This is a genomic window from Streptomyces sp. NPDC028314 (genome assembly GCF_055565795.1).
Genome location: NZ_JBVHTP010000005.1, coordinates 186,350 through 199,487 on the forward strand (window position 1 = coordinate 186,350; position 13,138 = coordinate 199,487).

Consider the following 13,138-nt stretch of genomic DNA (forward strand, 5'->3'; position numbering starts at 1 on the left):
ATTGACCTGAGACCAGGGCTTAGGTCACATTGAGTGTCGCTCAAACATTTGCGAACCGCCCCCCGCCCTGCCAAGGGAGTCCCTCCATGCCCATCGAACAGCGCGGTGTCGACACCATCCCGGAGGAGGAGCGGACGAGCGGTCCCCGTGACCTGATCTCGATCCTCCTCGGCTCCAACCTCTGCCTCGGCGTGATCGTCTTCGGCTGGCTGCCCCCCTCCTTCGGGCTGGGCCTGTGGCCCTCGGTGACCGCCATCGTGACCGGCACCCTCGTGGGGATCGCCTTCACCGCCCCGCTGGCCCTGGTGTCGCTGCGCACGGCCACCAACCTCTCGACCTCCAGCGGCGCCCAGTTCGGCGTCCGCGGCCGGCTGGTCGGCTCCGTGGTGGGCCTGCTGCTCTCGCTCGGCTACACCGCGCTGACCCTGTGGATCGGCGGCGACGTGATGGTCGGGGCCCTGTCCCGGCTCACCGGGCTGCCCGACAGCGGTGCCTCGCGGGCCGTGATGTACGGGGTGCTGGCCGCCTGTACCGTCGTCGGGGCCGTGTTCGGCTACCGGCTGCTGCTGCGCATGAGCAAGATCCTGTCCGTCGGCATGGTGGTCCTGCTGGCCGTCGGCCTCCTCGCCTACGCCCCCGACTTCACCACCGCCGCGCCGCCGGAGACCTCCTACCTCCTCGGCTCCTTCTGGCCGACGTGGCTGTTCGCCGCCGTCGCGGCCGGACTCAGCGGCCCCGTCGCCTTCATCACCCTGCTCGGCGACTACACCCGCTACATCTCCCCGCGCCGGCACGGCTCCCGCAAGGTGCTCTGGTCCACCGGCCTCGGCCTGCTGATCGGCCTGCTGATCCCGCAGCTCTTCGGCACCTACACCGCGCTCGCCGCCAAGGCCGGCACCGAGTACGCCGGACCGCTGGTCGACGCCGCGCCGTTCTGGTACCTGGTCCCGCTGCTCGCCGCGGCGGCCGCCGGCTCGGTGGGCAACGCCGGGCTGATGCTGTACTCCATGGGCCTCGACCTCGACGCGATCGTCCCCAAGGCCACCCGTACGACGGCCACCCTGGTCGCCGCGGCCGTGGCCACCGCCTTCGTGTTCGTCGGCTCCTTCGAGTGGAACGCGCAGTCCGCCATGACCTCGTTCGTGCTGCTGCTGACCGCGATCGGCACCCCGTGGGCCGTGATCACCCTGATCGGCTACGTGCGCTGCCGCGGGCACTACGACGCCGACGCCCTCCAGGTCTTCAACCGCCGCTCGGTGGGCGGGATCTACTGGTACCGCGGCGGCTGGAACCCCGCCGCCACCGCCTCCTGGGCCATCGGCGCCGGGGTCGGCCTGCTCGCCGTGACCACCCCCTTCTACGAGGGACCCCTGCTGGCCCTGACCGGCGGCGTTGACTGCTCCTTCGTCCTCTCCGGGCTGGTCGGCGGCCTCGTCTACACGGCGCTGACCGCCCGCGCCGTCGCCGTGCCCGCCCCTGCCGGGGCGCCCGCCGCCGAGGAGCCGGCCGCGGTGTGAGGCCTGCCCCGCCCGACGTGCGAAGGCCCGCGCTCCCTGATGCAGGGGGCGCGGGCCTTCGTACGACAAGGGTTCCGGCAGGGGCTAGCCCAGCGGGTGCATCCAGCCGTGGGCGTCGGCGGTGTGGCCGGTCTGCAGGTCGAGGAGCGCCTTGCGGAGCTTCATCGTGACCTCGCCGGGCTCACCGGTGCCCTGGGTCCAGTTGGCGCGCTCGGACTTGACCGAGCCGACCGGGGTGATCACGGCGGCGGTGCCGCAGGCGAACACCTCGGTGAGGGTGCCGTTCTCGTTGTCGCGCTTCCAGTCCTCGGTGGAGATGCGGCCCTCCTCGGCGGTGTAGCCGAGGTCGCGGGCGATGGTGAGGAGGGAGTCGCGGGTGATGCCGGGCAGCAGCGAACCGGTGAGCTCGGGGGTGACGATCCGGTCTCCGTAGACGAAGTACAGGTTCATCCCGCCCATCTCCTCGATCCAGCGGTGCTCGACGGCGTCCAGCCAGACGACCTGGTCGCAGCCGTGCGAGGCGGCCTGCGCCTGGGCGACGAGGGAGGCCGCGTAGTTGCCGCCGGTCTTGGCCGCGCCGGTGCCGCCCTTGACGGCGCGCACGTACTCCTCGGAGAGCCAGACGGAGACCGGCTGCACGCCACCGGGGAAGTACGCGCCGGCGGGCGAGGCGATGACCATGAAGAGGAACTCGTTGGCCGGGCGGACGCCCAGGCCGACCTCGGACGCGAACATGAACGGGCGCAGGTACAGGGAGGCCTCGCCGGAGTCCGGCACCCAGGCGCGGTCCTGCTTGATGAGGGCGTCGCAGGCCTCGATGAACAGCTCGGCCGGCAGCTCCGGCATCGCCATGCGGCGGGCGGAGGCCTGGAAGCGCTCGGCGTTGGCCTGCGGGCGGAAGGTGGCGACGGTGCCGTCGGGCTGCTTGTAGGCCTTGAGTCCCTCGAAGATCGTCTGCGCGTAGTGCAGCGTCATGTTCGCCGGGTCCATCGACAGCGGCGCGTACGGGACCAGCTCGGCGTCGTGCCAGCCGCGCCCCTCGGTCCACTTGATCGTCACCATGTGGTCGGTGAAGTGGCGGCCGAAGCCGGGGCTGGCCAGGATCGCCTCGCGCTCCGCGTCGGACAGCGGGTTCGAGGAGGGCTTGAGCTCGATCGTGGGCGTCGTCATGAGTGCTTGTCCTTCACCGGTTGTGTATGGCGGACCGCGCTCACGGCGTACTAGGACGTCCGAGCATCCCCGCATTCCGCGGCCTCGCGTTCGATTATCGCCCGCGGGGTGGCTTCGGAGGAACAGGGAGATTGCGGCCCAGGGGAGATGGTGGCACCCGGGGCCGCACAGGAAAAGCCGCCGGGTGCGGTGATCGCGACCCGGCGGCTTCCTGGGATGGGGCGGCCGGGTCAGCCGGCTACTCGAGCGGCGAGGGCGTCGCCGATCGCGTCGGTGGAGCGGAAGGTCCCGTCGCGCTCGGCCAGGTCGGCGGAGACCGCGTCCTCGATGCGGACGGCCTGGGCCTCGTAGCCGAGGTGGCGCAGCAGGAGGGCGACCGAGAGGATCGTCGCGGTCGGGTCCGCCTTGCCGGTGCCGGCGATGTCCGGCGCAGAGCCGTGGACGGGCTCGAACATAGACGGGAAGGCGCCGGTCGGGTTGATGTTCCCGGAGGCGGCGAGGCCGATTCCGCCGGTCACGGCCGCGGCCAGGTCGGTGAGGATGTCACCGAAAAGGTTGTCCGTGACGATGACGTCGAAGCGCTCGGGCTGGGTGACGAAGAAGATCGTCGCGGCGTCGACGTGCAGGTAGTCGGTGGTGACCTCGGGGTACTCCTGGGCGACCTTGTCGAAGGTGTTCTTCCACAGGTGGCCGGCGTACACGAGGACGTTGTTCTTGTGGACCAGCGTCAGCTTCTTGCGGGGGCGGGCGTTCGCCCGCTCGAAGGCGTCGCGGACGACGCGCTCGACACCGTAGGCGGTGTTGACGCTGACCTCGGTCGCCACCTCGGCGGGGGTGCCGGTGCGCAGCGAGCCGCCGTTGCCGGTGTACGGGCCTTCGGTACCCTCGCGGACCACGACGAAGTCGATCTCCGGACGGCCGGCGAGCGGGGTGGCCGTGTTGGGGAAGAGCTTCGAGGGGCGCAGGTTGATGAAGTGGTCGAAGGCGAAGCGGAGCTTCAGCAGCAGGCCGCGCTCCAGGACGCCGGACGGGACCGAGGGGTCGCCGATGGCGCCCAGCAGGATCGCGTCGTGGTGCCGCAGGGCGTCGAGCTCCGCGTCCGGGAGGGTCTCACCGGTGCGGTGCCAGCGCTGGGCGCCGAGGTCGTACTCCTTGGTCTCCAGCTTCACATCCTGGGGCAGGACCGCGGTAAGGACCTTGAGGCCCTGAGCCACGACTTCCTGGCCGATGCCATCACCGGGGATCACTGCGAGATTGATGCTGGTCGACATGTCGGAACCGTACTCCCTGTCCCAGCCCTCAGACATATTGCGTCCACCATGTGGACCTGTGTGAACGCAACATGTCCGGGGTCCGGGGCTTGCTCAGTGGCCGGTCGAGCCGCCGTTGTCACGGCGGTCCAGGGCGCGCTGCAGGGCGGCGGCGGCGTTCTTGCGGTCGGCGTCGGCGGAGGAGGTGTGACGGACGCGCCGGACGGCGGTGGAGGTGGGCGTCATGGAGATCGACTCCTTGAGATCACGGCGTGGCGGGGCCACGGATGAGGGGTTCCTTCAAGGCGCCGGAAGAGGCGGGGAGCGGTGCGCCGCAGGGGTTGCCTGCCAGGGGGCGCGCGCTCTCGACCGCCATTCGCCGGATCGGCGAGACGTTCGGCTCCTACAAAGCTAGGGCAGGTCCGGCTGTATGTCTCCGCAATTACTCGGACTTCCTAGTATCTGAGACGGACAACCCCCCGTAAGGCCCCTCCACGAGGGCCTCCGGGAGGTCCGTTTCAGCCCTTGTCCCGGCGGAGTTCCCTGATCAGAGCCCTGACGGCGAGGGTGGAGGCGGATTCCGGGGTGGTGACGTATCCCACGCGCCTCACCGGCCCCTGGGGGCCCAGACCGGTGATGTCCACGGCGTCGGTGGCCTCGCGCAGCGACAGCTCGGGCAGGATCGCCATCCCGAGCCCCCGGCCGACCATGGTCAGCACCATCGCGTCGTCCTCGGCCTTGACCGTGGCCGGCGGGATCCAGTCCTGGGCCCGCCACCACTCGCGGGTGTACGCGCCGCAGTTCTCGTCCCAGTCCAGCAGCGGCAGCGACCTCGGGTCGGGGTGCCCGGCGGGGTGGACCAGGGCGTACGCCTCCCGCGCGAGCACCCCGGTCAGCAGGCCCGGCCGTACGTCGTCCCCCGCGCCCAGCGTGGCGATCCCGAGGTCCGCCCGCCCGGCCAGCACCTCCCCCGCCGTGCCGGCGCCGAGCTCGCGCACCACCCGGACCTCGGGGCGGATCCCGGGGTGCAGGGCGGTCAGGCGTTCCAGGGCGGGCGGCAGCAGGTGCAGGGCCGCGCTGCGGAACGCGGCGATGCGCAGCGTGCCCGCCACGCTCCCGGCGGAGCCGCCGGCCGCGCCGCGCGCCTCCGCGCCCAGTACCTCGTACAGCCGCAGGATGCGGCGCGCGAGCGCGACGGCGCGCTCGCCCGCGGGGGTGGGGCAGGCCCCGGCGCGCCCGCGTTCGAAGAGCACGGCGCCGACCTTGGCCTCGCTGCCGCGCACCGAGTGCGAGACCGCGGACTGGCCGATGCCGAGGACGGCGGCCGCGGCGGAGAACCCGCCGGTGTCGGCGACGGCCACCAGGACCCTGAGTTCCTGTGGGGCGAGCTCGCCCGGGGTGCCTGCCATCGGCGCTGCCACCTCGTCCTATGAGCGTCATTCATGGATGTGCGGGTTCCATGAGCGCAACCCCCTGCCCGGCCGGGAGATTCCTTCCTAACGTCCTGCCCATGACCACGAACACCGCTTTCGCCGTCCACCAGATCGCCCGCCCCACCGGCTTCCCCACCCCGGCCGAGTTCACGTACGCCGAGTCCCCCGTCCCCTCCCCCGCCCCGGGCACCGCCCTGGTGGAGAACCTGCTGCTCTCCGTGGACCCGTACCACCGCGGCCTGATGGACGGCGGCGAGGGCGGCTTCGAGCTGCACGCCCCGCTGGAGGGCCGCGCGGTGGGCCGGGTGATCGCCTCCCGCGACCCGGGGCTGGCGGAGGGGGACCTGGTCTTCCACCGCTCGGGCTGGCGCACGCACGCCCTGGTCGGCCTCGGCACCGACGGCACCCGCAAGCTCCGCGACCACGCGGGCGTCCCACTGGAGGCCTACCTGAGCATCCTCGGCGGCACCGGGCTCACCGCGTACGCCGCCCTCACCCGGACGGCGGCCCTGCGCGAGGGCGAGGACCTCTTCGTCTCCGCCGCCGCGGGCGGGGTCGGCACGGCCACCGGGCACATCGCTCGGCTGCTGGGCGCGCGCCGGATCGTCGGCAGCGCGGGCTCGGCGGCGAAGGTGCGGCACCTCACCGAGGTGCTGGGCTTCGACGCGGCCTTCGACTACCACGACGGGCCGGTCGGCGAGCAGCTGGCGCAGGCCGCCCCGGACGGCATCGACGTCTACGTGGACAACGTCGGCGGCGGCCACCTGGAGGGCGCGATCGACTCGCTGCGCGAGTACGGGCGGATCGCGTGGGTCGGCGCGATCTCGATGTACAACGGGGACCGCTCCCCGGCCGCGCCCCGGAACCTCTTCGAGGTCGTACACAAGTCGCTCCGCCTGGAAGGGGTATTGGTTCGCAATCACACCAATCTGCAGGAGGAGCTGGAGGACTTCCTGGTCCCGCATCTGCGCAGTGGCCGAGTGGGTACCGACACCACCGTTGTACAGGGAATTGATCACACGGTGGACGCCTTCCTGGGGGTCCTCCGGGGGGACAACCTGGGCAAGATGCTCGTACGTCTCAAGGACTGATTCCAGCCACCCGGAAGTTCACCGAACTCTTACCGCACGGATGTAGACCTTTGGCCCGCCTCCCGCCAACCTTGCGGTCAATGTGCCTGCGGGGCACCCGAGTTGGAGGCGAGTAGCCAGTGACACCGATCAGCCGCAGAGGTTTCGTGGGTATCGGCGCCGGGTTGATGGCGGGCGCCGCCCTGCCCGCCGTCACACCGGCTTCGGCGGCCGCGGCCGCCGCGTCCGGCACCATCACCGACGTGAAGCACGTGGTGATCCTGATGCAGGAGAACCGCAGCTTCGACCACTACTTCGGCAGGCTCAAGGGCGTCCGCGGCTTCGGCGACCGCTCCGCCGGCAACATCCCGGGCGGCTGGGGCACCTTCAACCAGCCGAACTGGGGCGGCCGCCAGTACCCGTGGAAGCTGTCCGCCACCCCGCCGGCCGGCGGGGCCGACAGCGAGACGCTGGCCCAGTGCACCGGCGACCTCCCGCACAGCTGGACCTCGCAGCACGCCGCCTGGAGCAACGGCCGGATGGACAACTGGGTCGCCGGCGTCGGCAACACCCGCACCCTCGGCTACCTGGACCGCGGCGACATCCCCTTCCACTACGGGCTGGCCGACCACTACACGATCTGCGACGCGTACTTCTGTTCCGCGCTCAGCGCGACCGGCCCCAACCGCACCTTCCTGTGGAGCGGCAAGGTCGACGCGGGCAGCAAGGACGGCGGCGACGAGTCCGGGCTGACCTGGGAGACGTACGCGGAGGCCCTCCAGCGCGCCGGGATGAGCTGGAAGGTCTACCAGAACGCCCAGGACAACTACGGGGACAACGGGCTCGCCTACTTCAAGAAGTTCACCGACGCGGCCCCCGGCAACCCGCTGTGGGACCGCGGCATGGGCTCCGTCCCCCGGGTGACCGGCTCCACCCCGGACGACATCGCGGCCGCCATCCGCGCCGACGTGGTCGCCGGGACCCTGCCGCAGGTGTCCTGGGTCGTCGCGAACGAGGCCTTCTCGGAGCACCCGTACGCCCCGCCCGGCGACGGCGCGCACTTCGTGGACCTGGTCTACCGCGCGCTGGCCGCGAACCCGGAGGTCTTCGACTCCACCGTGCTGTTCCTCAACTACGACGAGAACGACGGCTTCTTCGACCACGTCGCGCCGCCCGTCGCCCCGCCCGGCACTCCCGACGAGTACATCGACGGCATCCCGGTCGGGCTCGGCTTCCGCGTGCCGATGATCGTGATGTCGCCGTGGACCCGCGGCGGCTGGGTCAGCTCCGAGGTCTTCGACCACACCTCGGTCCTGCGGTTCATGGAGACCTGGACGGCGGCCCTCGGCACCCCGGCGACCTGCCCGAACATCAGCGCCTGGCGCCGCAGGGTGGTGGGCGACCTGACCGGCGTCTTCGACTTCGCGCACCCCGTCTACGGGATCCCCGCCGGCCTCCCCTCCACCGCGAAGGTCATCGGCCAGGCGACCTGCGGCCCGCTCCCCAACCCGGCGCCGCAGGACAACGCCCTGCCCGCGCAGGAGGCCGGCACCCGCCCGGCGCGGGCGCTGCCCTACCAGGTGAACGGCAACCTGGACCGCTTCGAGTTCGGTGCGGCGGGCAGGATCCTCGCCTGGTTCTCGATGACCAACCAGGGCGCGCAGGCGAAGCGGCCCGCGCACTTCTCGATCCACCCGCACCAGCACCGCGACACGGGCGCCTGGCAGTACACGGTGGGCCCGGGAGCCACCTCGACGGACTGGTTCAGCATCGGCCTGGGCAGCGGCTCCGGCAAGTACGACATCTCGATGTACGGCCCCAACCGCTTCCTGCGGCGGTTCATCGGCGACGCCTCGAAGGCCGGGAAGGCCATCGAGGTCGCGTCCCGCTTCGCCGTGGAGCCGGGCACCGGCAAGACCGCGATCTACTTCAAGATGACCAACACCTCGGCCTCGCCGGTCACCTTCACGATCCGCTCGAACGCCTACCGTACGGACGGCCCCTGGACGTACACCGTCCCGGCGAACTCCTCGCGCGAGGACTACTTCAACGCGGTGGCCTACAACAAGGGCTGGTACGACTTCACGATCCTGGCCGACTCCGACGGCACCTGGTCGCGCCGCTACACGGGGCACATCGAGACGGGCGCCGCCAGCATCAGCGGCAGCTAGAGGACGTCCCCGTCGCGCCAGTCGAAGTCGATCCGCCCGGCGGGATCCAGCGCCGCGCCGCCGGGCGGCGTCCAGACGTAGGTCGAGCCCTCCTCCTCGGGGAGCCGCTCGGGGCCGTGCGGTCCGAGCACCCCGACCGGCCCGGGGTGCGGGCGCCAGCCCCGGCTCTCGTACAGGGCGGCCCCGGCCTCGGAGGCGGACAGCGCGCCGAGCACGTAGGCGCCGCCGATGACCCGCTCCAGCCCGGCCATCACGGCGCCGCCCATCCCGCGGCGGCGTACGTCGGCCCGTACGGCCACGGCCTCCACGTACCCGGTGCGCAGGGCGCGGCCCCCGTGCAGCACCCGGCGCTGGACGACGCTGCCGTGCGCGACGAGCTCCCCGTCCCGGTGGACCAGGGCGTGCATCCCGCCGAGGGCGTGTTCGAAGTCCGCGTCGGAGAAGTCCCCTTCGAAGGCCGCGTCGAGCAGGGCGCGGATCCCGGCGAGGTCGTCCGGGCCCAGCTGTGAGGTGTGCGCGAGGCGGGTGTACGGATCGCTCATGCCCCCAGTCTGCCGCGCAGCCGAGCCGGTTCTTGCGCGGGGTAAGGCCTCCGTGACCCGGTGCCCCTGTCGGGCCTGTCGGGCCTGTCGGGCCGCCCCTGCGCGGGCGCACCCCGCGTGCTCCGGGAAAGGCCGGAAATGCGCGGGGGTTCCGAAACCCGGAGTCCCCCACCGCACCTCCCGCAGGTCCCGGTGCCGATCCCGTCGAGAGGGAGCCGCAGGGTGGTCGGCGCTGCCGGGTGCGGTGCGTGGTCCATCCCCGTCGCGTCCTCCTTGCGCAGGTCGATGGCGGTCCGTGCGCCGTGCGCGGCCAGGGTGGTCCAGCCGCGGGCGGTGAGCCCGCCGAGGCTGTCGGCCGGGACCGGGGCCCCGGGCGCGAGGGCGACGAGGCCGCCAGGGCCGCGGGCGTCGAAGGAGGAGGCCGGTCCACGAATCGTCCGACGTTCGCCATGGTCATAGCCCCCCTGTCCGTACACAACGGACAGGGGATCATGACGGGACCATGGCCCCCGGCGGTTCCCCCGCGTGAAGATCTGCCCATGTCGCCTGAGACCCAGCAGTGGACCCCCACCCATGGCCAGCCGTACCGGCCCGCCCCCTACCGGCCCGCCCGCATGCCGGGCCGGGAATCCCTGGCCCGCGCCGCGGAGTTGCGGGCGCGGATGGACGAGCGGCGGACCGTCCGCCACTTCTCCCCCGACCCGGTGCCCGAGCAGGTCGTCCGCGACGCGATCGCCTGCGCCGCCACCGCCCCGTCCGGGGCGCACCAGCAGCCGTGGACCTTCGTACTGGTCAAGGACCCGGCCGTGCGCCAGCAGATCCGGTCCGCCGCCGAGCAGGAGGAGCAGATCTCCTACGACGGCCGGCTCGGCGACGAATGGCTCGCCGCCCTGCGGCCGATCGGCACCGACGCGGTCAAGACCCACCTGACCGACGCGCCGGCCCTGATCGTGGTCTTCCAGCAGCGGTACTGGCTCGGGCCCGACGGCACGAAGCGCAAGCACTACTACGTCGACGAATCGGTCGGCATCGCGGTCGGCATGCTCCTGTCCGCCCTCCACCTCAGCGGCCTCGCCGCGCTGATCCACACCCCGAGCCCGATGCGCTTCCTCTCCCACGTCCTGCGCCGCCCGGAGAACGAGAAGGCCTTCGCCGTCATCCCGGTCGGCTACCCCGCCGACGACTGCGAGGTCCCGGACCTCCTGCGCAAGTCCCTGGACCAGGTCCTGGTGGAGGTCTAGCCGCCGCTGGCCCGCTGGGCGGCACCAAGGTCCCGGCGGAGACCGCTCCGGGATCCTGCCCGGCGGGGAAACTGGAACCGCCCTCGCTCCGGACTTGGGGGTACCGGAGCGAGGGCGGGGTTCAGCTGGGGGCGGTCAGCCCATGTGGGGGTAGCCGTACTCGGTCGGCGGGACCAGCGTCTCCTTGATGGAGCGCGTCGAGGTCCAGCGCAGCAGGTTGGAGGCCGCGCCCGCCTTGTCGTTCGTACCGGACGCGCGGCCGCCGCCGAAGGGCTGCTGGCCGACGACGGCGCCGGTCGACTTGTCGTTGATGTAGAAGTTGCCCGCCGCGAAGCGGAGCTTCTCCATCGCGTCGGCCACCGCGAAGCGGTCCTGGCCGATGACGGCGCCGGTCAGGGCGTACGCCGACACCGACTCCATCTGCGCCAGCATCTCGTCGAACTTCTCGTCCTCGTAGACGTGGATCGCGAGGATCGGGCCGAAGTACTCGGTCGTGAAGACCTCGTTCTCCGGGTCGGTGCACGCGATGACGGTCGGGCGCACGAAGTAGCCCTCGGAGTCGTCGTACGTGCCGCCCGCGACGATCGTGCAGGTCGGGTCCGACTTCGCGCGGTCGATCGCGGCCTTGTTCTTGGCGAACGAGCGCTCGTCGATGACGGCGCCGATGAAGTTCGTCAGGTCGCGGACGTCACCCATGGCGATGCCGTCGACCTCGGCCGCGAAGGCCTCCTTGAAGCCGTCGTTCCAGATCGACGCCGGGACGTAGGCGCGCGAGGAGGCCGAGCACTTCTGGCCCTGGAACTCGAAGGAGCCGCGGGTCAGGGCGGTCTTCAGGATGCCGCGGTCCGCGGACGGGTGCGCGACGACGAAGTCCTTGCCGCCGGTCTCGCCGACCAGGCGCGGGTAGGACCGGTACTTCTCGATGTTGTTGCCGACCGTCTTCCACAGGTACTGGAAGGTCTTGGTCGAGCCGGTGAAGTGGATGCCGGCCAGCTCGGGGTGGTTCAGGGCCACCTCGGAGACGGCGATGCCGTCGCCGGTCACCAGGTTGATGACGCCCTTGGGCAGACCGGCCGCCTCCAGGAGCTCCATCAGCAGGACCGCGGAGTGGGTCTGCGTCGGGGACGGCTTCCACACGACCACGTTGCCCATCAGGGCGGGGGCGGTCGGCAGGTTGCCGGCGATGGCCGTGAAGTTGAACGGCGTGATCGCGTAGACGAAGCCCTCGAGCGGGCGGTGGTCGCTGCGGTTCCACACGCCGGCGCTGTTCGCGGCCGGCTGCTCGGCCAGGATCTGGCGGGCGAAGTGGACGTTGAAGCGCCAGAAGTCGACGAGCTCGCACGGGGTGTCGATCTCGGCCTGCTGGGCGGTCTTCGACTGGCCCAGCATGGTCGAGGCGGCCAGCTTCTCGCGCCACGGGCCGGCCAGCAGCTCGGCGGCGCGCAGGATGATCGCGGCGCGGTCGTCGAAGGACATCGCGCGCCAGGCCGGGGCGGCGGCCAGGGCGGCGTCGACGGCCTCCTGGGCATCGGCCTGGGTGGCGTTGGCGTAGGTGCCGATGACCGACTTGTGGTCGTGCGGCTGGACGACGTCGAAGCGCTCGCCGCCACCCATCCGCTTGACGCCGTCGATCGTCATCGGGAGGTCGATCGGGTTCTCGGAGAGCTGCTTGAGCTGCTCTTCGAGACGTACGCGCTCCGCGCTGCCGGGGGCGTACGAGTGGACCGGCTCGTTGACCGGCGCGGGGACCTGGGTCACAGCATCCATGGGGCTGGTAACTCCTTGAGCTAGTTCTGAACCTGGTTCTGGACCTAGTTCTTGGTGATCATCGAGCGGAGGAAGAAGAGCAGGTTGGCCGGCTTCTCCGCCAGGCGGCGCATGAAGTAGCCGTACCAGTCGGTCCCGTACGCGGTGTAGACGCGCATCCGGTGGCCCTCGGCGGCCAGCCGCAGGTGCTCCTCGCTGCGGATCCCGTACAGCATCTGGAACTCGTACTCGTCCAGTTTGCGCCCGGCCGTGCGGGCGAGCTCCTGTGCGATGGCGATGAGGCGCGGGTCGTGGGACCCGATCATCGGGTAGCCCTCGCCGTCCATCAGGATCTTCATGATCCGGACGTACGCCTTGTCGATCTCGGCCTTGTCCTGGTACGCGACCTCGGCGGGCTCCTTGTAGGCGCCCTTCACGATCCGGACGCGGCTGCCCGCGGCGGCCAGGCGGCGGGCGTCGGCCTCCGTGCGGAAGAGGTAGGCCTGGATCACGCAGCCGGTCTGCGGGAAGTCCCGGCGCAGCTCCTCGTGGATGGCGAACATCGAGTCGAGGGTGGTGTGGTCCTCGGCGTCCAGGGTGACGGTGGTGCCGATGGCGGCGGCGGCCTCGACGACCGGGCGGACGTTGGCGAGGGCCAGTTCGTGGCCGCCTTCCAGCGCCTGGCCGAACATCGACAGCTTGACCGACATCTCGACCGTCTCGCCCAGGCCCAGGACGGCCAGCTGCTCGATGAGCTCCAGATAGGCGTCCCGCGCGGCGTGGGACTGCTCCACGGCGGTGATGTCCTCGCCGACCACGTCGAGCGTGACTTCCAGGCCCTTCCGCGTGAGGTCCTCGACGATCGGGATGACCTGGTCGACCGTCTCACCGGGGATGAACCGGTTCACCACGGGCTTGGTCACCGGGGCGGCAGAGACGATTCGGCGCATCTTGTCGCTGCGCGAAGCGGCGAGGATCGCGGGACCCAGCACGGGGCA

11 protein-coding genes are annotated in these 13,138 nt (G+C 71.4%); 4 read left to right on the forward strand and 7 right to left on the reverse strand.

The genetic code is table 11. The features are described from left to right. Positions 1-86: 86 nt before the first annotated feature. Complete coding sequence (locus ACZ4TG_RS14330; protein WP_468162281.1) at positions 87-1,517, forward strand: cytosine permease; 1,431 nt, start codon at positions 87-89, stop codon at positions 1,515-1,517. Between the two features lie 84 nt (positions 1,518-1,601). On the opposite strand, the gene ACZ4TG_RS14335 is transcribed toward ACZ4TG_RS14330, so the two are convergent. The 4 genes from ACZ4TG_RS14335 to ACZ4TG_RS14350 all read right to left on the reverse strand — a co-directional run bounded on the left by ACZ4TG_RS14335 (position 1,602) and on the right by ACZ4TG_RS14350 (position 5,346). After that, positions 1,602-2,687 carry a branched-chain amino acid aminotransferase gene (locus ACZ4TG_RS14335; RefSeq protein ID WP_468162283.1) on the reverse strand — a complete coding sequence of 362 codons (1,086 nt, stop codon included), beginning with the start codon at positions 2,685-2,687 and terminating at the stop codon, positions 1,602-1,604. 230 nt (positions 2,688-2,917) lie between these two features. Continuing rightward, positions 2,918-3,958, reverse strand: a complete 1,041-nt coding sequence (locus ACZ4TG_RS14340) for a 3-isopropylmalate dehydrogenase (protein ID WP_468162285.1) — start codon at positions 3,956-3,958, stop codon at positions 2,918-2,920. 93 nt (positions 3,959-4,051) lie between these two features. After that, positions 4,052-4,183: a hypothetical protein gene (locus ACZ4TG_RS14345; protein ID WP_468162287.1), complete on the reverse strand. Its 132-nt coding sequence runs from the start codon at positions 4,181-4,183 to the stop codon at positions 4,052-4,054. Positions 4,184-4,455: 272 nt separating this feature from the next. Further along, a complete protein-coding gene (locus tag ACZ4TG_RS14350; RefSeq protein ID WP_468162289.1) occupies positions 4,456-5,346 on the reverse strand; it encodes a LysR family transcriptional regulator in 891 nt (296 codons plus the stop codon). 101 nt (positions 5,347-5,447) lie between these two features. Here ACZ4TG_RS14350 and ACZ4TG_RS14355 point away from each other — a divergent pair, with 101 nt between their 5' ends. Further along, positions 5,448-6,461: an NADP-dependent oxidoreductase gene (locus tag ACZ4TG_RS14355; protein WP_468162291.1), complete on the forward strand. Its 1,014-nt coding sequence runs from the start codon at positions 5,448-5,450 to the stop codon at positions 6,459-6,461. 119 nt (positions 6,462-6,580) lie between these two features. Beyond that, entirely contained in the window at positions 6,581-8,611 is a 2,031-nt protein-coding gene (locus ACZ4TG_RS14360; protein WP_468162293.1) for a phosphocholine-specific phospholipase C, read from the forward strand. On the opposite strand, the gene ACZ4TG_RS14365 is transcribed toward ACZ4TG_RS14360, so the two are convergent. Continuing rightward, entirely contained in the window at positions 8,608-9,153 is a 546-nt protein-coding gene (locus ACZ4TG_RS14365; protein ID WP_468162295.1) for a GNAT family N-acetyltransferase, read from the reverse strand. The genes ACZ4TG_RS14360 and ACZ4TG_RS14365 overlap by 4 nt on opposite strands. Positions 9,154-9,692: 539 nt before the next feature. Here ACZ4TG_RS14365 and ACZ4TG_RS14370 point away from each other — a divergent pair. After that, positions 9,693-10,394 (forward strand): nitroreductase family protein, encoded by a 702-nt coding sequence (locus ACZ4TG_RS14370; RefSeq protein ID WP_468162297.1) that lies wholly within the window; start codon positions 9,693-9,695, stop codon positions 10,392-10,394. Positions 10,395-10,529: 135 nt separating this feature from the next. Here the strand turns inward: ACZ4TG_RS14370 and pruA are convergent, their stop codons facing one another. Both pruA and ACZ4TG_RS14380 read right to left on the reverse strand, forming a co-directional pair. Further along, complete coding sequence (gene pruA, locus ACZ4TG_RS14375) at positions 10,530-12,161, reverse strand: L-glutamate gamma-semialdehyde dehydrogenase (protein WP_468162299.1); 1,632 nt, start codon at positions 12,159-12,161, stop codon at positions 10,530-10,532. A gap of 44 nt (positions 12,162-12,205) precedes the next feature. Beyond that, complete coding sequence (locus tag ACZ4TG_RS14380) at positions 12,206-13,132, reverse strand: proline dehydrogenase family protein (protein WP_468162301.1); 927 nt, start codon at positions 13,130-13,132, stop codon at positions 12,206-12,208. Positions 13,133-13,138 lie beyond the last annotated feature (6 nt).

Excerpts from the sequence above, each read along its gene's own strand:
- ACZ4TG_RS14330 (WP_468162281.1), top strand. The coding sequence starts at position 87 with ATGCCCATCGAACAGCGCGGTGTCGACACCATCCCGGAGGAGGAGCGG.
- ACZ4TG_RS14335 (WP_468162283.1), bottom strand. The coding sequence starts at position 2,687 with ATGACGACGCCCACGATCGAGCTCAAGCCCTCCTCGAACCCGCTGTCC.
- ACZ4TG_RS14340 (WP_468162285.1), bottom strand. The coding sequence starts at position 3,958 with ATGTCGACCAGCATCAATCTCGCAGTGATCCCCGGTGATGGCATCGGC.
- ACZ4TG_RS14345 (WP_468162287.1), bottom strand. The coding sequence starts at position 4,183 with ATGACGCCCACCTCCACCGCCGTCCGGCGCGTCCGTCACACCTCCTCC.
- ACZ4TG_RS14350 (WP_468162289.1), bottom strand. The coding sequence starts at position 5,346 with ATGGCAGGCACCCCGGGCGAGCTCGCCCCACAGGAACTCAGGGTCCTG.
- ACZ4TG_RS14355 (WP_468162291.1), top strand. The coding sequence starts at position 5,448 with ATGACCACGAACACCGCTTTCGCCGTCCACCAGATCGCCCGCCCCACC.
- ACZ4TG_RS14365 (WP_468162295.1), bottom strand. The coding sequence starts at position 9,153 with ATGAGCGATCCGTACACCCGCCTCGCGCACACCTCACAGCTGGGCCCG.
- ACZ4TG_RS14370 (WP_468162297.1), top strand. The coding sequence starts at position 9,693 with ATGTCGCCTGAGACCCAGCAGTGGACCCCCACCCATGGCCAGCCGTAC.
- pruA (WP_468162299.1), bottom strand. The coding sequence starts at position 12,161 with ATGGATGCTGTGACCCAGGTCCCCGCGCCGGTCAACGAGCCGGTCCAC.